At 63.3% G+C, this 21,212-nt stretch carries 21 protein-coding genes; 11 read left to right on the top strand and 10 right to left on the bottom strand.

Annotated elements, in window-relative coordinates; all coding sequences use genetic code 11:
• The 3 genes from ACXYMS_RS09610 to ACXYMS_RS09620 form a co-directional block, all read right to left on the bottom strand.
• Complete coding sequence (locus ACXYMS_RS09610) at positions 1 to 1,002, bottom strand: BMP family lipoprotein (protein WP_458905759.1); 1,002 nt, start codon at positions 1,000 to 1,002, stop codon at positions 1 to 3.
• Between the two features lie 197 nt (positions 1,003 to 1,199).
• A complete protein-coding gene (locus tag ACXYMS_RS09615; protein WP_458905761.1) occupies positions 1,200 to 1,322 on the bottom strand; it encodes a hypothetical protein in 123 nt (40 codons plus the stop codon).
• A 118-nt stretch (positions 1,323 to 1,440) separates the two neighbouring features.
• Complete coding sequence (locus tag ACXYMS_RS09620; RefSeq protein WP_458905763.1) at positions 1,441 to 1,905, bottom strand: CoxG family protein; 465 nt, start codon at positions 1,903 to 1,905, stop codon at positions 1,441 to 1,443.
• Positions 1,906 to 2,119: 214 nt separating this feature from the next.
• On the opposite strand from ACXYMS_RS09620, the gene ACXYMS_RS09625 reads away from it, so the two are divergent.
• The 3 genes from ACXYMS_RS09625 to ACXYMS_RS09635 are packed head-to-tail and all read left to right on the top strand — an operon-like array spanning position 2,120 to position 5,857.
• The gene (locus ACXYMS_RS09625; RefSeq protein WP_458905765.1) at positions 2,120 to 3,340 is read left to right on the top strand and encodes a cell surface protein; all 1,221 of its coding nucleotides are present in this window, start codon (positions 2,120 to 2,122) and stop codon (positions 3,338 to 3,340) included.
• Positions 3,341 to 3,369: 29 nt separating this feature from the next.
• Entirely contained in the window at positions 3,370 to 4,308 is a 939-nt protein-coding gene (locus tag ACXYMS_RS09630) for a DUF6384 family protein (protein ID WP_458905767.1), read from the top strand.
• 4 nt (positions 4,309 to 4,312) lie between these two features.
• On the top strand, positions 4,313 to 5,857 hold the full coding sequence (locus tag ACXYMS_RS09635) for an AAA family ATPase (protein ID WP_458905769.1): 1,545 nt from the start codon (positions 4,313 to 4,315) through the stop codon (positions 5,855 to 5,857).
• Between the two features lie 75 nt (positions 5,858 to 5,932).
• On the opposite strand, the gene ACXYMS_RS09640 is transcribed toward ACXYMS_RS09635, so the two are convergent.
• From ACXYMS_RS09640 to ACXYMS_RS09650, 3 genes are all read right to left on the bottom strand, one after another.
• Positions 5,933 to 7,066, bottom strand: coding sequence for a GGDEF domain-containing protein (locus ACXYMS_RS09640; protein ID WP_458905770.1), 1,134 nt, complete (start codon positions 7,064 to 7,066; stop codon positions 5,933 to 5,935).
• Positions 7,067 to 7,199: 133 nt separating this feature from the next.
• Entirely contained in the window at positions 7,200 to 7,598 is a 399-nt protein-coding gene (locus tag ACXYMS_RS09645) for a VOC family protein (protein WP_458905772.1), read from the bottom strand.
• A 3-nt stretch (positions 7,599 to 7,601) separates the two neighbouring features.
• The gene (locus ACXYMS_RS09650; protein WP_458905774.1) at positions 7,602 to 8,273 is read right to left on the bottom strand and encodes a response regulator; all 672 of its coding nucleotides are present in this window, start codon (positions 8,271 to 8,273) and stop codon (positions 7,602 to 7,604) included.
• Between the two features lie 176 nt (positions 8,274 to 8,449).
• Here ACXYMS_RS09650 and ACXYMS_RS09655 point away from each other — a divergent pair, with 176 nt between their 5' ends.
• The 3 genes from ACXYMS_RS09655 to ACXYMS_RS09665 all read left to right on the top strand — a co-directional run bounded on the left by ACXYMS_RS09655 (position 8,450) and on the right by ACXYMS_RS09665 (position 13,864).
• Complete coding sequence (locus ACXYMS_RS09655; protein ID WP_458905776.1) at positions 8,450 to 12,040, top strand: peptidoglycan-binding protein; 3,591 nt, start codon at positions 8,450 to 8,452, stop codon at positions 12,038 to 12,040.
• Positions 12,041 to 12,179: 139 nt separating this feature from the next.
• Positions 12,180 to 13,106 (top strand): sulfite exporter TauE/SafE family protein, encoded by a 927-nt coding sequence (locus tag ACXYMS_RS09660; protein ID WP_458905778.1) that lies wholly within the window; start codon positions 12,180 to 12,182, stop codon positions 13,104 to 13,106.
• Positions 13,103 to 13,864, top strand: a complete 762-nt coding sequence (locus ACXYMS_RS09665) for a TIGR02186 family protein (RefSeq protein ID WP_458905780.1) — start codon at positions 13,103 to 13,105, stop codon at positions 13,862 to 13,864. The genes ACXYMS_RS09660 and ACXYMS_RS09665 overlap by 4 nt, the downstream gene beginning before the upstream one ends.
• 102 nt (positions 13,865 to 13,966) lie before the next feature.
• On the opposite strand, the gene pdeM is transcribed toward ACXYMS_RS09665, so the two are convergent.
• Both pdeM and ACXYMS_RS09675 read right to left on the bottom strand, forming a co-directional pair.
• Positions 13,967 to 14,674 carry a ligase-associated DNA damage response endonuclease PdeM gene (pdeM, locus tag ACXYMS_RS09670; protein WP_458905781.1) on the bottom strand — a complete coding sequence of 236 codons (708 nt, stop codon included), beginning with the start codon at positions 14,672 to 14,674 and terminating at the stop codon, positions 13,967 to 13,969.
• An 85-nt stretch (positions 14,675 to 14,759) separates the two neighbouring features.
• Positions 14,760 to 17,246, bottom strand: a complete 2,487-nt coding sequence (locus tag ACXYMS_RS09675; RefSeq protein WP_458905783.1) for a ligase-associated DNA damage response DEXH box helicase — start codon at positions 17,244 to 17,246, stop codon at positions 14,760 to 14,762.
• A gap of 91 nt (positions 17,247 to 17,337) precedes the next feature.
• Between ACXYMS_RS09675 and ACXYMS_RS09680 the strand changes: the two genes are divergently transcribed.
• Genes ACXYMS_RS09680 through ACXYMS_RS09690 form a run of 3 tightly spaced genes read left to right on the top strand, consistent with a single transcriptional unit; the run spans position 17,338 to position 18,497 of the window.
• Positions 17,338 to 17,625, top strand: a complete 288-nt coding sequence (locus ACXYMS_RS09680) for a DUF6460 domain-containing protein (protein WP_458905785.1) — start codon at positions 17,338 to 17,340, stop codon at positions 17,623 to 17,625.
• 3 nt (positions 17,626 to 17,628) lie between these two features.
• The gene (locus tag ACXYMS_RS09685; protein WP_458905787.1) at positions 17,629 to 18,300 is read left to right on the top strand and encodes a nucleoside/nucleotide kinase family protein; all 672 of its coding nucleotides are present in this window, start codon (positions 17,629 to 17,631) and stop codon (positions 18,298 to 18,300) included.
• 44 nt (positions 18,301 to 18,344) lie between these two features.
• A complete protein-coding gene (locus tag ACXYMS_RS09690; protein WP_458905789.1) occupies positions 18,345 to 18,497 on the top strand; it encodes a hypothetical protein in 153 nt (50 codons plus the stop codon).
• Positions 18,498 to 18,511: 14 nt separating this feature from the next.
• On the opposite strand, the gene ACXYMS_RS09695 is transcribed toward ACXYMS_RS09690, so the two are convergent.
• A complete protein-coding gene (locus ACXYMS_RS09695) occupies positions 18,512 to 19,618 on the bottom strand; it encodes a quinone-dependent dihydroorotate dehydrogenase (RefSeq protein WP_458905791.1) in 1,107 nt (368 codons plus the stop codon).
• Complete coding sequence (locus ACXYMS_RS09700) at positions 19,615 to 19,965, bottom strand: DUF952 domain-containing protein (protein WP_458905793.1); 351 nt, start codon at positions 19,963 to 19,965, stop codon at positions 19,615 to 19,617. The genes ACXYMS_RS09695 and ACXYMS_RS09700 overlap by 4 nt, the downstream gene beginning before the upstream one ends.
• 134 nt (positions 19,966 to 20,099) lie before the next feature.
• Here ACXYMS_RS09700 and ACXYMS_RS09705 point away from each other — a divergent pair, with 134 nt between their 5' ends.
• Positions 20,100 to 20,750: a S24 family peptidase gene (locus ACXYMS_RS09705; protein WP_458905795.1), complete on the top strand. Its 651-nt coding sequence runs from the start codon at positions 20,100 to 20,102 to the stop codon at positions 20,748 to 20,750.
• Positions 20,747 to 21,193, top strand: coding sequence for an aminoglycoside 6'-N-acetyltransferase (gene aac(6'), locus ACXYMS_RS09710; protein WP_458905797.1), 447 nt, complete (start codon positions 20,747 to 20,749; stop codon positions 21,191 to 21,193). Before ACXYMS_RS09705 ends, aac(6') begins: the two co-directional genes overlap by 4 nt.
• Positions 21,194 to 21,212: the final 19 nt, after the last annotated feature.

The following is a 21,212-nucleotide window of genomic DNA, read 5'->3' on the forward strand; positions in this document are numbered from 1 at the left end:
TTAGAGAGACGGGCAGGTCTTGTCGGTGCGGAAGTCGTGCACGGTGACAGCGCCCGAAATGATGTCGGCGGAAGCCTGATCGACGGCCGCCTTCATTTCGTCGGTGATCAAATCTGCATTGTTTTCGTCAAAAGCGGCACCAACGCCGTCTTCGGCGAGGCCGAGCACGATGGTGCCGGGCGCCCAGGTGCCGTCCTCAACACCCTTCATGGCGTTATAGGTGGCGACGTCAACGCGCTTGATCATCGAGGTCAGAACCGAACCGGGATGCAGATGGTTCTGGTTGCTGTCGACGCCAATGCCGTATTTGCCAGCGTCAGCAGCGGCCTGCAGCACGCCAGCACCGGCACCGCCGGCTACCTGGAAGATGACGTCCACGCCCTGATCGAGCTGGGACTTGGCAACTTCGGTGGCCTTGACCGGATCGTTGAAGGCATCAAAGCCGGTGCCGACATAGGTCTCGAGCACTTCGATGTCGGCATTCACCGACTTGGCGCCCTGGGCATAGCCGCAGGCGAAGGCTTCGAGAAGATCGAAATTGAAGGCCGGCACGACACCGATCTTGCCGCTTTCGGACTGCATAGCAGCCAAAACGCCGACGAGATACGAGCCTTCCTGTTCCTTGAACACAACCGACTGCACGTTCGGCAGGTCGACAACCGAGTCGATGATGGTGAACTTGGTATCGGGGAACTCAGGAGCGACGGCGCGCAGGGCGGTTTCCCAGGAGAAGCCCGGCATCACGATCGGGTTGTTGCCGCGCGAAGCGAACTGGCGGATGGCCTGCTCGCGCATGGCATCGCCCGAGATTTCCAGATCCTGATAAGCACCGCCTTCGGCCTTAAACATCTCGGCGCCGTTATAGGCAGCTTCGTTGAACGACTTGTCGAATTTACCGCCGCCGTCATAAACCAGCGCGGCATCGGCGAAAGCGGCACTTGCCATGATGGCGCTCAGTGCAACACCGCCAGCGATGGCCTTGGTAAGGGTCGAAATTTTCATTGATTCAGTCTCCCTGTCTCGCACCAGCATTGGGACCAGAGCCCGTAGGTCTATCTAGGTGCGCTAACAGGGGATAAAATCGTGCAATGGCCTCTGCCGCAAGAGGGAAGGTACGATATTTTTCCGAATGGTCAAAATTCGCGCAAGCGTTGGCGCTGCCAGTGGCCTGCGGGCGCGCCGGTATGGGTTTTTCGGCCCTAGAAGCGGGACAGCAGCGCCTGAAACATCCCGGCCAGATCAAGATCGGCATACATGGTCACCACCACCGCCAGGGCGGCGATGAGATAGAGGGCGATGCTGTCGCGGGACTGAGAGGACATGATTGGATTTGAAACAATTTGCGTTGAACCGCTCCCTGTCTAGCGGATCACCGGCGGCGGAATAATGGCCTTTGTACGCGCAATTGTGGCGTGGTTGATTTTTGGTGAACAGAACCCGTCAGGCCGGACCGAGGGGCTCGATCCCGGCGCCCATGGCGGTGGCGAAACGCTCGAAGAAACCATCGATGAGCTTCTGGGCCGAGTTGCCGACAATGGCCTTGCCCAGTTTCATGATCTGCCCCGAGGCACCGCCTTCAGCCGAGAAGGCCAGGAGGGTCGCCGCGCCGTCATCGAGGAGGGTGATGCGGGCGGCGCCTTCGGCGAGGCCCATCAGGCCACCCTTGCCCTTGCCCGAGAGGGTGTAGCTTTGTGCCGGAACGACATCGGAAAGCACCAGTTGGCCTTTGAAGCCGGGCTTGACGACGCCTAGATTGACGGTGATCTCGAGGTCGAGGCTCTGCGGGCCCGACCAGGCGATATGGCTGCATCCGGGAATGGCCGCCTTGAGCTTTTCAGGGTCATTGAGCGCCTCCCAGACGGCCATGCGGCCGGCGTGGATGCGATAGCGTCCGCCAAAATCCATCAGCCTCGCAGTCCCCGGCGGTGTCGCGAAAATACAAGGCAGCGCGGCTTTGGCAGCATGGCGGGGGTCCCACTCTTTACGTGCGGCTTTTTCGCACCAATATGGACTAAATAGTTGCCCCGACCCGCAGTTGCAATTGTCAGGCGGGGCAGCAGACGCAATCTAGGGCAGACAGGCAGTTTCGCCAGATCGGCCTATTCCAAGGGAGCCCAGGATGACCGACCAAGTGACGACCACTGCGCCCACCGACACTGTTTTGGTGCTGGCCGAAAAGCCGTTGCAGTATCTGGACAAGGCGGTCAATGCCATCCGTGACCTCGGCATCTGGCCCGAGAGCCAAGGCGAGCAGCCCATCACGGGTCTGTTGCAGCAGATTACCGAGCTCGACGAAACCCGCGTCATCCTGATCGGCCGGACCCTTTCGCAGGCCAGCGCCTTCAACGAGGTGGTGCGCGAGCAGGTCGCCGCCATGAAGATCGGTGAGCGCTACGAGGACATCACCAAAGGCTTCGATTCGATCCGCGACGATGCCAAGGGCATGGTCGACCAGCTGGCCGACAACAAGATCGACTTGTTCGAGCGCACCTCCAATGTGTGGATGAAAGTGAGCCGGGGCGATATCGCCACCCGTTTCAACAAGATCCGCGACACTTATCTCGCCGTCACCGCAGACACCAAGGACCAGATCGACCGCGAGCACACCATTCTCGAGGCCTATCGGGACTTCCGTGGGGCGCTGAAGCAGTCCGAAGTGATGGCGCTCGAAGTGCTGCAGACGGCCGAGCAGCGGCTCTCCGAGAAGAAAAACATGCTCCAGAAGGCTGCCGATGACCTGGCCGCCTATGCCGGTGACGTGCCGGCCGATCGGGCAAGGCTGGAAATGGCACGCGACGAGCGGCTGCGCGAAATGCAGAACGAGGAAAAGCGATACCAGATCGCCAAGGACCTCTCGGACAATCTCACCATTTCCTACAATACCTCGGAAGTGGTGATGGCGCGGCTGATGCAGACCACCAATGCCAAGGAGCGCGTCTACCAGCAGTCGATCTCGTTCTTTTCGACCAATGAGACGGTTCTCACCGCACTTTCCGCCTCGTTCACCGGCATGTTTGGCCTGCACGAGAGCACCGAGACGCTGAACGCGATGAAGGAAGGCATGTCCAAGAGCCTCGAAACGCTCAGCGAGATCGGCGACAGGGTGCAGGAAGAGGCGATCAAGGCCGGTTACGGCCCGACAGTGCGCGCCGACGCGGTCAAGAAGCTGGTCGACAGCGTGGTCAACTTCCAGGAGAAGAGCCGCACCATCATCAATGAGATGCGGGTGGCCTCGACCAAGAATTCGGCCGAAATCCGCGACGCCGTGGAAGACGGCAAGAAGCGCCTGGCGACGCTGGCGGCCGAGGGCAATGCCCTGCTGCTCGAAACCCGCAACTGAGGCCACGGGATTATTGGTGAAGGCACGGCATGAGTGACGCGACGGCAAAACCCGCTGCCCCGCTGGATGAAGTCATGCTGGCGATGGATGTGGTCGACACGCTCCGCCACCGGCAGGATCTGGTGACGCGCGAACTCGATGGCGTCGCCCGCGAAAAACAGCTGATCGAAAGGCTGCGCTCGGTCTATCACCAGCAAGGCATCGAGGTGCCCGACCATATCCTGCGCGAAGGCGTGGCGGCGCTGGCCGAAAGCCGGTTTACCTATACGCCCCCTGCCCCCGGGCTCAACACGACGCTCGCCCGGCTCTATGTGGGCCGCAAGCAATGGGGACGGCCGGTGCTGGCCGGCCTTCTGGCCCTCCTGGCGCTGAGCGTGGGCTATTTCGGTATATGGCAGCCTTATCAGGCCGGCCAGGCCGAACAGGCTCGGCTGGAATTGGCCGAGGGCCTGCCGGCCCAAATGGATGCGCTCTACCAGACCATTTATGACGAAACCAAGGTGCAGCAGGCTGCAACCGAGGCAGAGGCGCTGGTGGCCCGCGGCAAGGCCTTTGCCGCCGAGGGCAACCGCACGGGCGCCGAGGATGTGGTGACTCGCCTGACCGAGTTGCGCGATCAGCTGCGGCTCGAATATGCGCTTCGGGTGGTCAATCGCGAAGGCGTGCAATCGGGGTTTTGGACTTTCCCTGAGGTCAACACCGACGCCACCAATTACTATGTGGTGGTCGAGGCCGTGGACATTAATGGCACGGCCTTGTCCCTGCCCATTCTCAACGAAGAAAACGGCGAGACCGAAACGGTGGCGATGTGGGGCGTGCGCGTGCCGGAAAGCGTCTATAATGCGGTTTCAGCCGACAAGCAGGACGATGGCATCATCCAGGCCAATCTGGTGGGCCGCAAATCCGATGGTTTCCTCGATGTCCAATATGCCATGCCCGTCCTGGGCGGCGCCGTGACCCAATGGTAGCACCATGAGCATCCGCGGACCCCAGGCCCTGGCCAGCCTCGAAGAAGCCATGCGCGACATTCGCCGCGAGGAGGACGAACTCTCCCGCCGGGTGGCGCGGGCGGCCGAGCGGCTGAGCAAGACGCGCGAGCATGAGGCAGAACTGTTCCGACAATTGGCGCGGCTGCGGCTCGACCCGGCATTGCAGGCGGAATTGGACGGACGCATTTCCAGCGCCGAGGTCAAGGCCCGCGACATGCTCAAGGCCCATGCCAAGGATGTCAGCAAGGCCGAAAAGGCGATCAATGCGCTTGACGCCAGCCGGGCAGAGCTCGCCGACAGGCGCGCGGCCGCCCTCAAGCGGCTGGACGAGGCGCAATCCCGGCTCGCGGAACTGGCCCGAGTGCAGGCGGGCAGGCTGGCCACCGACCCCCACTATATTGCCGTCAGGGCCGAAACCGAGGAACTGGACCGCATTGCCGAGCAGTCGATGCGCAAGACCGAGCAGGCCGATACCGACCGCGAGGAGAAGGGCCGGCCCTACCGGGAAGACCCGCTGTTCATGTATCTATGGGACGCCGGCTATGGCACGTCCGGCTACAAGGCCGGGAACCTGACGCGCTATCTCGACGGGCTGGTGGCCAACCTGGTTGGTTTTGCCAAGGCACGGCCCAATTATGCCATGCTCAACGACTTGCCGATGCGACTGCGCGAGCATGCGCAATTGCAGGAAGCCAATGTCGCGGCGGCGGAGGCGCGGCTGGCGGACATGGAAACCGAGGCGGTCGACGCCGCCGGCGGCAAGCCGATACGGCAGGCCATGGAAGAGGCCCAGGCCGAGATCGACAGGATCGACGGGGAAATCACTGCCATCGAGGACCAGCGCGATGCCGCCGCGGGCGCATTGCAGGCCTTGGCCGAAGGGCGTGATCCGGCGTTTGAAACCGCCGCCGTGGACCTGGCGGCAGCGCTGGGGCGCGAGGATATCCAGACGCTGCTGGCCGAGGCGCGCCTGACCCGCACCGGACAGGACGACACCATCGTCGCGCAGATCGACGATGCACGATCGCGCATGCGCGAAGAGGAAGAGGAGAGCCGCGAGCAGAAGGAGCGCCTGAAGACGCTGGCGGCGCGGCGGCGCGAACTGGAGGACATCCAGTGGGAGTTCAAGAAGCAGCGCTTCGATGACCCCGGTTCCAGCTTCAAGGAAGACCGGCTGGTCGGCGACCTGCTCAACGACTTCCTGCGCGGCGGTATTTCGGCGGCCAGCTATTGGGACCAGTGGCGGCGCAGTCAGAACTGGACGAAGGGCAGCGAATGGGGCGCCGGCTACAAACCGACCCGCCGTAGTGGCGCCGGCAATCCCTGGCAGCCCAGCGGTGGCGGGGGCAGCGGCTTCCAATGGCCGGAGGGCAGCTTTGGCGGCGCGGGCGGCAGCAAGAGCAAGCCGAGAGGGGGCTTTGGTGGCGGATTTGGCGGTGGATCGTCCGGCGGCGGATTTTCGCGGCCCCGCACGGGGTCATCGGGGACGCGCAAGCATGGCGGGTTCAAGACGGGTGGCGGGTTTTAGGGGCGGCGCCCCTGGGGTCTGAGTTGAGGCGGAGACGGTCAAGCAGCTATCTGCGAGAGCAAGCTGTCCTCGTGTTTAGCTTGCAAGTGCAATTTCGTTGATCGAGACACGGTTGCGCCCCGATCCTTTCGCCAAGTAGAGCGCTTGATCTGCGCGCTTGAAGGTTTCAGTAAACGTCTCGCCCCCTTCATAGTAGGCTAAGCCAATGGAGGCAGTAACTTGCTGTGGACCGTCTACGTGCCCAAAGCCGAGCTCTGCTATTACGCTGCGTATGTGCTCTGCGCAGCTTACTGCAGCTGAGCTTTGTCTGCCTCTGAGCAGCACCAGAAATTCCTCCCCACCATAGCGCCCGCAGAAGTCATGTTCGTCTATCGCGGACTGGATTTCAGTTGCGACATCCTTGAGAACAATGTCTCCCGTTACGTGTCCAAACGTGTCGTTGATCACCTTGAAACGATCAATGTCGACCAACAGTATCGAAAAGCTTTCCCCCAATTGTTGCGCGCGGGCCTCCTCGTGCGCGAGGGTCTCCCAGACGTAGCGCCGGTTGTACAGGCCCGTCAGAGAGTCGCGACGAGCAAGCTCGGTAACCGCTATATTCGCATTCTCGAGGTTCAACAAAGCGCGTCGGCGGGCCCCGTCGATCATGAGTACGAACAGGAAGATCGAAATGATCATTCCCGACAAGCTCAAAGCGTACAGGTGAGGCGGCAAGTGTGTAAGGGACGAACCATCCGTCAAACTCGAATGAGCTAGGAGAAACGACAGAGCAAGCGCCAGCCAAATAGTGCCTGCTCGAGTACCGCCGAGGAGAACACCAACTACTGGAAAAGTGGTGAACCAAAAGCTAGTGGGTGACACCACAGTACCAAAAAAATATCCGCAATAGACTAGGTAGCAGAAGAAGGCGAGCAGGAAGTAATCCCGAGCCAGAGCGAGAACTCCGCTCACCTTGTACACGACGAGCGCAGACAGCATTACCAAACAGGTGAGAGTCAACGCGATTGCCAGCTCGGGCAGCCCAACCACCGCGTAATACAGAGCGAACGACGGCCCGATGACAACGGCGACCCCCACCAAACTGATGAGCTTTTGTATGTCGGACTCAGAAGTTGGATCGTCGGCGCCGGTGTTGCCGCGAAGATAGGCGAGCAATCTGAAGCGCAGGGCTTGCAGATAATCAGCTGGTGAGCGGGAAACCTTTGACATCAGGACCATCCGAGAACTCCAGGGACAATACCGAAGCTTCCTTACCAAACGCTGATCCTTCGCCTGAAAATACGACGGTCCCGGCGTCGTCGTCCGAAACTGGCTAGAAGTTGAACACTCGCCCTGCGGCGCATCAATTCTGCGTCGGCGCGGCCATCAGTTCCCAGACATTGCCTTCGCTGTCCTCGAAATAGGCGGAATAGCCCCATTCGGACTCGGTGCCGGGGGTGATGACGGCGCCGCCGGCGACGAGGACGCGTTCGAGGATGGCATCGACCGCCTCAGGGCTTTCGGCGCGGTGGCTGAGGACGAAGCCGGGGGTGCCTTCGAGGCTTTCGGGCTTGCCGGCGGTCTGGGCGATCTGTTCGCGCGGGAACAGCACGAAGGAAAATTTCTCGTCGAAGAAGAAGGCGACATGGTCTTCGCCGGCGCCGATCTGTTCGTCGGCAATATCGAACAGGGCGCGATAGAAGGCGAAGGCGCGGTCGAGGTCATCGACGCCGATGGTGATGATGGAGATCTCGGGCTTCATGGTTCAGACCTTGTCGGCGCCAGTGGAAAAGAGAGCTTCGAACTGGCCGTCCTCGATGCGGGCAGCGGCGATCACGGCCTGGGTGCGGCTGTCGACATCGAGCTTTTGCAGGATGGCCGAGACATGCGCCTTGACCGTGGCCTCGGAGATGGAGAGCTCATAGGCGATCTGCTTGTTCATCAGCCCGTCGCTGAGCATCATCAGCACCCGCACCTGCTGCGGGGTGAGGGTGGAGAGGCGCTTCATCAGCGCCGTATGATCATCCTCGCCGCCCAGGGTCGTGCCGACCGGCACGAAGACCTCGCCCGAGAGCACGGTTTCAATGGCCCGGCGGATCTCGGTGGGACCAACGGATTTATGCAGATAGCCGGCGGCGCCCAGCTCAAAGGCGCGGCGCACGACGGTGGCGTCCTCGACGGCGGAAATGATCATCACCGGGATATCGGGATATTGCGCGCGCAGCAGCAGGAGCCCGGAAAAGCCCCGCACGCCGGGCATGTTGAGGTCGAGCAGGACCAGATCGCAATCGCGGTCGGCATCGAGCGCGGCGCTGAGGCTGGCGAGGTCACCGGCCTCCTCCACGCTCACCGTAGCGTCGCCGCCGGCCAGGGTCTGGCGCAAGGCCGCCCGGAACAGGGGATGATCGTCAACGATGATGATGCGGCGGCGCGTCATGAAACTGAACCTGTATTTGTGATCGCTCGGCGACCTGAATCGCACGGATTCCCGGTACTTGCCCTTGCATATTGCGACAATGCTTAACGGGTTCTTTACCATGTTTTCCCAAGAGTGACCGTCATACCTTCGTGTTGAATCGCGAGGGGTCCGTCTATTGTGACGAAGGACTTGTCATGCCCCGCGCCCATACCCACCCGGATTATGCTGAACCGGCCCACGATAGCGGTGCCGGCGAGTGGCAGGCTTTGCGCGGGGAACTGGTTGCCCTGCTCGACAAGGTGGAAAGCCATTACGGCCAGGCGGAGGAAGAACCCGCCGCCCCGGCCATGAACGGGCTGGCGCAGCGTGTGCGGCATCTGCGCGACCAGGTTGGCATGCCTGAACCGGGCAATCGCCGCCGCGAAGCGCTGCGGACGGTCAAGCGCGCCGTCGACCGGTTCAGCGAGCGAGATGCGCCCCACGCCGACATGGACGAGCAGGACGACCTCAACGCCGCCATTGCGGAAATCCGCAGCCGCCAGGGCGCGGCACCAATGCCGGCGCGCCGCTCCTCCGAGATGCCCGAAATCCGCGAACTGGGATCGCTGGTCGGCGGCATGAGCCAGCGGCTCGAACGGCTCGAGGGCGAACTGAAATCACAACGCTCGGGCTCGACGCAGGTACGCGACGTGGCCAGCCAGATCGAACAGCTGACCCAGGTTGTGGAATTGCTGGCGGGCGCCGTGGGCGAGACCGGACAGGTCAAGCGCCTCGAAGCCCAGATTGCTGCGCTCGGCGCGATGATCGAGGAAGGTCCGCGCAATAATCTGAGCGTGCTGAATGCACGGCTCGACGATGTGTCGACCACGGTGGGCAAGCTGGCCGAACTCCAGGCCCAGCAGATGGAACGCGAGATTGCGCGCGACCAGCGCCGCAATGCCGAGGGCAAGTCGGACGCAGTGGCAAAGCTGGCGCCAGCCATGCAATCGATCGAAGCCAGTGTGCGCAATGTCTATGACCGGATCGACGCCATCGAGCGTTCGGTAGCGCTGTCCTCGGGCGATTTCGAACGCCTGACCAGCGATATGGCGGCCTTCACCCAGGCCATGCAGGACAATGGCGGCTCGCCGGGCGTGCTTGCGGAACGGCTCGAAACGCTGCTGGCGCGCCTCGAGGGCGCCGACAGTGGCAACCGCGACGTCGCGGCGCTGAAGGCCGAGATGGGCACGCTGCGCAATGCCGTGATGCAGGGCATGGAGCCGCACTTTACCCGGCTGGAGGGGCAGATCGAGGCTCTGAGCGAGCGGATGAACCCGGTCGATACCGGCGTGGTGGAAAGCCAGCTCAAGACATTGATGGCGCGCATGGACGATGCCGGCGCCCAGCTCGACGGATTGGCGCGGCTCTACAATTCCGAAGAGCGCCCGGACCTGGAATCGTTGGCCAATATGGTAGCCGAGCGCACCAGCGAGGCCTTCAGCCGCAAGGCCCCTGCCCCGGTTGCCGTGTTCGGGCCGGAGAGCCTCAAAAGCATCGAGGACCGACTGACCGGCCTGATCAAATCGGCCGGCAAGACGCCCGACTACGAGCAACTGGCCGAAATGGTTGCCAGCCGCACATCCGAGGCGGTGCGGGCGCCAATTTCCGGGGAGATGAGCGAAGAGAGCATGAATGCGCTGGAGAAGCGCATGTCGGCCCTGCTCAATACCGCCGGCAAGGACACCGCCGAACGACTCACGCGGCTCGAAGCGGTCCTGGCCGGCAAAACGGCAACCGATGCTCCATCGCGGCCCGCGAGCCAGCCCGTCGCACAGGCCGCGCCCAGGACCAGCGCGGCGAGCCCCGCCGCTAGTGCGCCCAATGAGACGGTGGAAGATCAGTTCGTGCAGGCGCTGCTGGCGAGCGAACCGGACAATGGCAAGCTCGACACGATCCTCGCAGGCCTGACGAAGGACCGGCGTGACGCCATGCCCGCCAACCCGGCGCATGAGGCGCCGCTGGTTGACCCGGGATTTGGCAACAAGGGACCGGTTCGCGCGGCACTTGACGACAAGAGCCGTGTGCCCAAGGCTGCTCCGCCGCGCCCCGAGCACACTGCCAAGCCGCAGGACGCGCCCGGGTTTGACCCGAGCCAAGCCGAGCGCCCACCGCGGCCGCGCTCCAGCTTTGCCGAGCTGGACACTGATCCCTTCGCCAAGCCGGCTCGCCCGGCGGCCGAAGTGGCAACGGAAGCTGCAGCGACCAATTCAAGCACCAGCACCTTCGTGGCCGCAGCCCGTCGCGCCCAGCGCGCCAAGCAGGAAGAAGTCCAAGGGCCGAGCGGCAATTCCATCATTGCCCGTGCGCTGGCCCGCGTCCGCACGCGCAAAGATGCCGAGGCAGACCGGGCCGAAGCCCGGCCCGCCGCCGCCCCGACCGAGCCGCGACCGGCGCGCAAGGCGAGCAAGCCCGCACGCGAGGCGGTTGCTGCGCCAGTGGCCCCTGCCCTGCCCGTGGATCATGATGACAAACCGAGTTTCCTCAGCCGCAATCGTCGCCCGCTGCTGCTGGCGGCGACGCTTCTGGCCGTATCGATGCTGGCGCTGAATCTCGTGATGCAGCGCATGGACAGTTCAGCGGAGCCGGTAGCGAGCAGTGCCGTCAGCGCGCCGGTGAACACGGACAATCCGGCACCATCCGAGGATCAATCCGCAATCGCGCCGCCCCGCGTTATCGACATGGTTGATGTGACGGCAACCGGATCGATCAATCCGGGCGAACCGATGAGTTTCGGGCGCTCGACCACGCTGGCGCCATCGACCCCGATGCCGCCGACGTTGACGGCCCAGAATGGTCGGATCGCCTTTTCCATTCCCCAGGACGAGGTCGTGCCCGAGGTTACCGGCTCGATCTCGGCGCCGGTGCCCGGTGCCGACACCATTCGCGAAACCTTCGACCTGCCCGCCGAAGCGGTCGGACCGTTGGAACTGCGCGAGGCGGCGGCCAATGGCAATGCCCAGGCGCAGTTCGAAGTCGCCGCAATTCTTGGCGAGGGCCGCGTGCTGGAGAAGGATCTGGCGGAATCAGCGCGCTGGTATGAGCGCTCCGCCGCGCAGGGATTCATTCCGGCACAGTACCGGCTGGGCAATCTCTATGAGGTGGGTACGGGTGTCGAGAAGGACCTCGAACAGGCGCGGCTTTGGTACCAGCGCAGCGCCGAGGCCGGTAATCGCATGGCCATGCACAACCTGGCGGCGCTCCATGCCGGTGGCGAACTGGGCGAACAGCAATTCGAACTGGCCGCTGAATGGTTTGCCCAGGCTGCTGCGCGCGGCATGACCGACAGCCAGTTCAATCTGGGCATGCTGTATGCCCGGGGCCTGGGCGTGGAGCAGGATTTCGAACAGTCCTTCAAGTGGTTCTCGCTGGCCGCGACCAATGGTGACGCGGACGCCGCCAAGGCCCGCGACGACATTGCCAAGTCCCTTTCGGCCGAGGCCGTCAACCGGATCAAAGACGAGATTGCCGGCTGGAGCCTACAGTCCATCGACCTGGCCGCCAATTTTGCGCCCATCGGAACCTGGTCCGAGACATTCGATCCGGGTGCGCCCATCGGCAATGCCGAGGTGATCACCAAGGTGCAGCAGGCGCTGGTCAAGCTCGGCTTCGACGTGGGCAATCCCGACGGGGTGGCCGGCCCCAAGACCAGCGACGCCATCAAGGCGTTCGAGCGGGCCACCGGGATGAGCGAGACCGGCATCATCAACCCGCGCCTGCTGGCGGTGCTGGGCAGTCAGCCCGTTTAGTGTGCCCCGAGGTTTGACAGCGTCGTGACCCGGACGCAAGTTTGGGCATAGAAATGCTGCCCGTATCTACGGGCCTTACCACTTGTTGACGGACCATCCTTTAGGGTGGGCCGCGAAACGTTGTTACGGGACCAAGATCTTGCAGATCTATCTGCCGATCGCCGAGCTTTCCGTGAACCTCTTCTTTCTCGTGGGGATCGGAGGGGCGGTCGGATTTCTGTCGGGTCTGTTCGGGGTGGGCGGGGGCTTCCTCCTGACCCCGCTGCTGATCTTCTCGGGCGTGCCGACGGCCGTTGCCGTCGCCTCGGTGACCGGACAGGTGGTGGCAGCTTCGACCTCGGGCGCACTGAGCCATTACCGTCGTGGCGGCATCGACCTGCACCTGGCCATGTATCTGGTGCTCTCGGGCATCATGGGCGCCTTTGGCGGCGTGGCCGCCTTCGACCTCTTGCGCGATGCCGGCCAACTGGATCTCGTGATTTCACTGGGCTTTCTGGTGTTGCTTGGCTTTGTCGGCATCTTGATGCTGCATGAATCGGTGCGGGCGCTGCTCAAGCGCCGGCAGGGGATCGTGGTGCGCGAGCGCCTGCCCAGCCAGCACAGCTGGATTCACGGGTTGCCGTTGCGGGTGCGGTTCAAGAAGAGCCGACTCTATATCAGCGTGCTGCCGGTGCTCATCATCGGCCTGTTCATCGGCTTTGTCGGCTCCCTTTTGGGTATTGGCGGCGGCTTCATCATGGTGCCGGCGCTAGTTTACATGCTGCGGGTCCCCGGCAATGTGGTGATCGGCACCTCGCTGGCGCAGGTGGTGGCGATGATGGCCGCAACCACGATTCTGCATGCCGTGCAAAGCCAGAGCGTCGATATACTGCTGGCCTTCTGCCTGATGGTGGGTGGCGTGGCCGGGGCGCAGTTCGGCGCGGCGGCGGGCAAGCATCTACGCGGCGAACAATTGCGCGGGTTGCTGGCGCTGCTGGTGCTGGCCGTCGCCGTCCGCTTCGGCCTGTCCCTGGTGCTGACCCCGTCGGACATCTTCTCCATGGCGGTGGGGGGCGTGGCGCAATGATGCGACTGGTGCTGGCCCTGTTGGTGCTGATGTGTGCGGTCCTGCCGGCCAAGGCCGAGCGGCTGTTTTCGAGTGTATCCACCGAAACGGTGCAGATCACATCCAGCTATGATGGCGAACGCATGACCTTTTTCGGCACCATCGCCCCCGATGCCGGATCGGACCGGCGCTTTGTCGAAGGGCCTTTTCATGTGGTGGTGGTGGTTCTGGGCCCCACCCAGGACCGGGTCGCGCGCAAGAAGACCAATAATTTCGGCGTCTGGCTCAATACCGAGCAGGTCGCGTTCCGCGGTTTCCCGAGCTATTTCCACGTGCTGTCCAGCAGCAGGCTACGCGACATCACCGACGTCAACACGCTGACCACCAATTTCATCCTGCCCGAGGCCCATGCGATATCGCCCAATCCCGCGGGCTGGTGGCAGACCCTGACATTCGGCCGGGAGCTGATCCGCCTCATGTCTGAAGAGGGGTTGTTCGGCGTGCAGGACAATGGCGTGCTATTCCTGCATGAGAATTTCTACACCGCGCAATTGACCCTGCCCAGCAACGCACCGCCCGGCCCCTATATCGCCCAGACCTATGTTTTCAAGGATGGCGAGATCATTGCCCGCAAATCCGACGGCTTTGCCGTGCGCAAGATCGGCTTCGAGCGGTTCCTGGCGCAGTCGGCGACCCAGTCGCCCTTCTTCTATGGCCTGGCCTGCGTGGCGCTGGCCCTGTTCACCGGCTGGCTGGGCGGGGTCGTTTTCAGACGGTAAGTCGTCGCACGGGTCCCAGGGAGAGGACATTGTGCGACGTCTTCGTGGTTCGAGGCTGGGCTGGGCTGCGCTTCGCACCTCGCCGTGAGGACTTCCGAGTGACTATCCGCCCACCAGCCTTTTGACCGGCACCGGATAGGTGCGGTCGCGGCCGAGCATGACCACTTCCAAGGCAGGCCAGTGGAACAGGCCGAAAAAGGCCGGCGAGAGAATGTTGAGCGCGCCGGTGGAGCTGCCGTAGGCAGGCAGGATCAGCAGGCGATTATCGTGCACAAAGCAGGGCTTTCGCGTGGTTCGGCCCTCCATGGCGAGGCGCGCCGCCGGATGCAGATGGCCGGCAACGAGGCCGGTGTGTCCTTTGCGCGGTTCGTGGGTGAACAACAGCCCGTCCAGCTCCAATTCCGGCAAGCAGGCGCCGCCAATGGCGTGGGGGATCGGGTCGTGATTGCCGGATAGCCAGATGCAATCCACCATTTCGGTGATGGAATCGAGGCGCATGCGGTCGGCCGGGGTGAGCAGGTCGCTGGAATCGGGACGGTGAAAACTGTCGCCCAGGGAGATCAGTCGCGTGGCGCCGGATCGCCGGAGATCGGTTTCGAGCCGGGTCAGCGTCATGGCGGTATCATAGGGCGGCAGCATCTGGCCGCGCCGGGCAAAGCTCGCCATTTTCTCGAAATGGAGATCGGCCACGAGCAGGGTGGATTGCGCGCGCCAATAGAGGGCGCCGGAGGCGAGAGGCTCGAAATTATGGCCGGCGAAACGCAGCACGGGAGTATCCGGAATGGGGAGCGAGAGAGCGGCGTTGTTCATATAGGCTGTCGTATCCGGTCGTAAGGCCCCTTCAACCGCCCTTCGGGCGACTGCCACTCGAGCACAGCTCTCGTGCAAGGACGGCTCAGCGTTCACCCATTGCCTCGCGAATGAGTTCATCGGCTGCATCAGCCATAGCTGATTCCCGGGCTTCACCGAAAATGGGTTCCTTGCCGATATCGAGCAGGATCGGCACCGCGAGGGGGGAGATCTGGTGCAGGGGCTTGTGGACGATGTGGTGGCGGATGCGCGAGAGCATCTGGCCGAGGCGCTCGATGTCGAGCAGGCCGCGGGCGGCGTCGCGCCGCGTGGCCTCGATGAGGATATGGTCGGGCTCGTGCTGGTAGAGCACGTCGTAGATGATGTCGGAACTCATGGTGATCTGGCGGCCGGACTTCTCCTTGCCGGGGTGTCGGCGTTCGATCAGCCCGGCGATGATGGCGCAATTGCGGAAGGTGCGTTTCATCAGTGCCGATTCATCGAGCCAGGCTTCGAGATCATCGCCCAGCATGTCCTCGGAAAAAAGTTCGTCGAGGCTGAGCCGGTCGGTACGGATGAGGGCTGAAAGATCGCCCAGCCCCCAGATGGCCAGGGCATATTCGGACGCGACAAAGCCGAGCGGGCGGGCGCGCATGCGCTCGAGACGGCGGGTCAGCAACATGCCCAGGGTCTGGTGCGCCAGACGCCCCTCGAAGGGGTAGCAGACGAGGAAATTGTTGGAGCCGCGGGGGAAGGTTTCGACAAGTAGGCTATCGCGGCGCGGCATGACGGAGAGATCGCGCTGCAGGCTTAGCCAGTCGCTGACCTGGTCGGGGAGTTTGTGCCAGGTGTCGGGGCTGTCCATGATGCGGCGGACGCGCTCGGCCAGATAGGTCGAGAGCGGGAATTTGCCGCCCATATAGGAGGGGATTTTCGGGTCCTTTGAAAAAGCACGGGAGACGAAGGCCTCATTGTCCTTCATGCCCTCGAAGGCGACGATTTCGCCACCGAACATGAAGGTGTCGCCCAAAGACAGGGTGCCGAAGAAATATTCCTCCATCTCGCCCAGAACCCGCCCGCCCATGCCGATGGGGCCGGTGGTGCGCCCGGTCTTCTGTCCCCTCGCCCGCACCAGGCGGACACGCACCATAGGCTCCTCAATGATGGTGCCGATGTTGAGCCGATATTGCTGGGCAACCTGTGGATGGGACAGGCGCCATCTGCCATCCGGATTCTGCCTGAGGCGGGCATAGCGTTCATAGGCTCTGAGCGCATAGCCGCCGGTGGCGACGAAATCGAGCACCTTGTCGAACTTGTCGCGTGCGAGGTCCCGATAGGGCCAGGCACGGGCTACTTCGGCATAGAGATCATCGGCAAGGAAGGGATCGGCGCAGGCCATGCCCAGCACATGCTGGGCGAGGACGTCATAGCCGCCAGGATGGGGATCCTCGCTGTCCTGATGGCCTTCGGCAACGGCCTCCACCGCCGCCTCGCATTCGAGAACCTCGAAGCGGTTAGAAGGCACCAGCAAGGCGCGCGAGGGGTCGTCGAGCCGGTGATTGGCGCGGCCGATGCGCTGGAGCATGCGCGAGGAGCCCTTGGGCGCGCCGACCTGTACCACGAGATCGACATCGCCCCAGTCGATGCCCAGATCGAGCGTCGAGGTGCAGACCACGGCTTTGAGCTTGCCGGTGGTCATGGCCGCCTCGACCTTGCGGCGCTGCTCGACCGAGAGCGAACCATGGTGAAGCGCAATGGGCAGCATTGCCTCGTTGATGTCCCACAGGCCCTGGAACAGCATTTCGGCCTGGGAGCGGGTATTGACGAACAGGAGCGTGGTCTTGTGCTTCTGGATGGTGTCGTAGAGCTCGCGGTGGGCATAGACCGCCGAATGGCCGGCCCAGGGCAGGCGCTCCGCGGTTTCGAGGATGGACAATTCGGGAGGGGCGCCGCCCTGCATGTGCAGCAGGTCGGTGCGGCGCGCCGGATGGGGTTGGGCTATCCAGTCGCGCAGCAGGTCCGGTCGCGCTACGGTGGCCGAAAGGGCGGTGACCTGCATATCCGGGGCCAAAGCTGCCAGCCGGGCGAGGCCAAGCGCCAGCAGGTCGCCGCGCTTGGAGGTCACCAGGGCGTGGAGTTCATCGAGCACCACCCGCTTGAGACTGCCGAACATGAGGTCGGCATGGGGATGGGAAATGAGTAGGGCGAGTTGTTCAGGCGTGGTGAGCAGCACGTGGGGCGGCTTGACACGCTGGCGGGCACGCTTTGAGGCGGGAGTATCGCCAGTGCGTGCCTCGACGCGGATGGGGAGCCCCATTTCGGCAATGGGGGTGGAAAGATTGCGCTCGACATCTACCGCGAGGGCCTTGAGCGGAGAGATGTAGAGGGTGTGCAGGCCCTCGAACCTTCCATCGACGAGGTCGGACAGGGTGGGCAGGAAGCCGGCCAGGGTCTTGCCGGCCCCGGTGGGGGCAATGAGCAATTGGCTCGCGCCGGCCTGGTAGGAGGTGAGGACGTCAAGCTGGTGCTGGCGGGGGGACCAGTTGCGGGTGGTGAACCACGATTGGATGATGGAAGGAAGTTGGGCGGGCATCGGTCCGATCACTACGCCCGGGCTAGCATTGGGCAAATCACATTGACGACTATATGATCAGGACACGACCCCACCAAGCCGGAGCGGCACGATGAGCCAAGACACCCAATCCCAGACCCGGTCCGGACTTGAACGCGTGCTGGGCGGGCGGCCGGGGGCGGTGATCATCAAGTTGATCCTGATTTCCCTGTTTGTGGGCTTCGTCATGTCCGTCTTCGGCTTCAATGCCAGGGACCTAGTGCGTGGCGTGGTGGATATGGTGCGTGACACTATACGGGACGGCTCCGGCGTGTTCCGCCAGCTTGGCGGCTATATCCTGGCCGGGGCTGCCGTGGTGGTGCCGGTGTGGTTGCTGCTGCGCCTGACGCGGGGCCGCTGAGCCATGACCAAGGCAATCCACCTGCGCCCGCAGGACGTGCTGTCGCGGCTGGTGCCGCATATCCTGGAAATGGAGAGCGCGGCCCATGGCAAGCGCATTGCCATTGGGCTGGCGGGAGGGCCGGGCACCGGCAAATCGACGCTGGCCGCAGAACTGGTCACCATGCTCAATGCCGTCAAGCCCGGCAGCACAGCTCTGGTGCCGATGGACGGCTTCCACATGAAGCATGCCAAGATTGAGGCGATGGGCCAGGCCGACTACAAGGGGGCGCCACACACATTCGAGGGCGAAGCCTTTGTCAGCTTTCTCGAGCATCTCAAGCAGGTGCATGAGGCGGTGAGCGGGCCGGGCTATAGTCGCAAGATCGAGGACACGGTCGGAAATGCCTTTACCGTGCAGGGCGACGTAAGGGTGCTGGTGGTGGAAGGCAATTACTTGCTGCTGGACGACGGACCCTGGGCCGGGGTGCGGCCGCTGCTCGACTATGCGGTCTTCATCCATGTGCCGCGCGACCTGGTCGAGGCGCGGCTGCTCAGGCGCCATGGCGAAGAGGGGCTGTTCACCGAGGAGCGCAACCGCGCGCATATCGCGCGCAACGACCTGCCGAATTATGACCTGGTCGAAGCCTCGCGCGGGCGGGCCGATGTGGTGTTCGATCTGGATGTGCAGAGGTGAGGCACGGGATGATCGCCCTCGCAATCCTGGCAGGAGCTGGGATGATGGCCGGCGCAGTTGCGCTCAGGCCCAGTCCCTTCATGGAATGCGTGAGTATTCTCTCGGCCGATATCGTGCGCCAGAACAGGCATGCGACGCTCGACCCGCGCGATGTCGAGGCCGAGGCGGCGCGGGCCTGTTCGGGCATCATGCAGTAGCAGGAAAAGCGGGGCTATTCGGCCCGGCCTGAACTCCAGTCGTCCACCCTCGTGCCGACCAGTTTGGCAATATCGGTCTTGCCCGCCGACCGGACGCCAGCCACCAGTCCGCGCTTGATGCGGTCGAGCAGGTCGAGGCCGCCAAAGACCAGCGCCGAATAGAGCTGGATGACGTCAGCGCCAGCCTCGAACTTGGCCAACGCCGATTGCGGGGAATGAATGCCCCCCACCCCGACAATGGGCAGAGTGCCGACGCGCTGGCGCATCTGGGCGAGGCGCCGGGTGGAGAGGGTGAACAGCGGCTTGCCGGAGAGACCGCCAGTTTCACCGGCATTTTCGAGGCCCGCGACGGGGTCGCGCGAAATAGTGGTGTTGGAGACGATCAAGCCGTCGAGATCGGTATCGAGGATAACGCGGGCAACGGCATCCATGCCGGCCTCGTCGAGATCGGGCGCGATCTTCAAAAGCATCGGCACGCGGGTCTTCGCCTTGGCGCGGGCGGAAAGCACTTCGCCAAGGAGGCGCCGCAGGGCTTCGTCCGCCTGGAGATTGCGCAGGCCCGGCGTATTGGGCGAGGAGATATTGACCGTGAGGTAATCGGCCAAATCGGCAAAGCGGATCACGCCCAGCACATAATCGGCCACGAAATCCTCGCTGTCCTTATTGGCGCCGATATTGACCCCGAGCGCGGCCGGCACGCGGAGGCCCTTGAGCCGGGCAAAGGCGGCCTCATGCCCCTCATTGTTGAAGCCCATGCGATTGACGACGCCATCGGCGTCGGCGATGCGGAACAGGCGCGGCTTTGGATTGCCGCTCTGGGGGCGGGGCGTGACAGTGCCAATTTCGACCATGCCGAAACCCATCAGCGCCAGCGGACGGGGCACTTCGGCATTCTTGTCGAAGCCAGCGGCCATGCCGATGGGATTTTGGAGGGCGAGACCGCAAAAGCTGGTGGCCAGTTCGGGTGGGTCGGCATGTTCCTGTTGCGGGGCGAGACCCAGGCGCAAGGCGGCTATGGTCGCACCATGGGCCGTTTCGGGGTCCATGCGCAGCAATGCGTCGCGTGTCAGATTGGCGAGACCGGCATTGCGCAGCAGCGGAGAGAAGGCTGAAAAGATCATTTTACGGCCTCCGGCAGATCACAATGCCCGTCCAAGTCGACGCTGATCGGCTCCTGCCATTCAATGGCCGACAGCGGCAAAGGCCCGGAGTAAAGGTGGGGGAAAAGCTGACCATTGCGGGATGGTTCCCAGACCAGATCGCGCTCGATATCGGCAGTACGCACGGCCAGGAGCACCAGGTCGGCCTGGCCCTTGAAATGCAGGCGCAGGGTCTCGCCCAGTTGCGCGGCGGTGGAGAAATGCATGTAGCCGTCTGCGGCGTCGATGGGCATGCCTGAATAATGTCCGGACATCCGGGCCGGGGCGAAACTGGTACCGGAGGCAATTTTGTAGATGAGGTCGGGCATGGCGGGAACCCTGAAGCGGAGAAGCACTGGCGGTCGGGGTAATGCGGAAAGGGCCGCTTTACAAGGCGAATGCGAAGGCCTACACTAGGATTGTTTTCCGATCTGAGACATCATTCCTTTTTTGCGGCGCAATCATGCTTTCACATCGATCCATCTGGGAAGGCATTGACGCGCTGGCGCGACGCCAGGGTGTGTCGGTGTCGGCGCTGGCCAAGCTGGCCGGACTCGACGCGACGGCATTCAATGTCTCAAAACGAGTGAGCAAGGACGGTCGCGAGCGCTGGCCCTCGACGGAGAGCATCTCCAAAATTCTCGATGCCACGGGCGAGAACTTTGACAATTTCCTGGCGGGAACCGGCGTCTTCATGACGATGCCGCGCGGCTTTTCCGAACCCGATTTGCGCAATATTCCCCTGCTTGGCCTCGCCCAGGCGGGCAGCGGCGGGTTTTTCGACAGCGCGGGCCATCCGGCAGGGCATGGCTGGGACGAGGTGGCGCTGCCGACACCGGATGAGAGTGGCATCTATGCGCTTGAAATTTCAGGCGACAGCATGGAGCCGCTCTATCGCGAGGGCGACCGGATCGTCGTTTCCCCGACCGAACAGGTGCGGCGCGGCGACCGCGTGGTGGTCAAGACCGGCGATGGCGAGGTGATGGCCAAGATCCTTTACCGCCAGACCGCCAAGCAGATCGAACTGCATTCAATCAATCCGGCGCATGAACCGCGCATTTTTGATGTTGCCGATATCGAATGGATGGCCCGGATCATCTGGGCGAGCCAGTGAATATCTTTGTTGCCGGAACTGCGGATGCTGAGGACTGGGTTGCCATGCGCACTGCGCTATGGCCGGATAGTAGCGACGAGCACGCGACCGAGATTGCAGGCCTGCTGGTCGATTCCGGCCACACGCTCAACCTGATCGCGCGGAGCGATGATGGCGCGGCGCTCGGCTTTCTCGAAGCCAGCCTCCGGTATGACTATGTCGAGGGCTGCAAAAGCTCACCAGTGGCTTTTCTCGAAGGCATTTTCGTGCGGCCGGATGCGCGCGGCAATGGCGTGGCCCGGGCCATGGTGGCCCGCGCGGAGCATTGGGGGCGAGGATGCGGATGCACGGAGTTTGCCTCCGATGCGGCACTCGACAACCTTGCCAGCCACGGCATGCATGCCGCGCTGGGCTTTGGGGAAACCCGGCGCGTGGTGTTTTTCCGGAAGGTCTTGTCCGCCTGATACGCCGCAGTGGTGCGGC

The organism is Devosia sp. CAU 1758 (assembly GCF_054482695.1).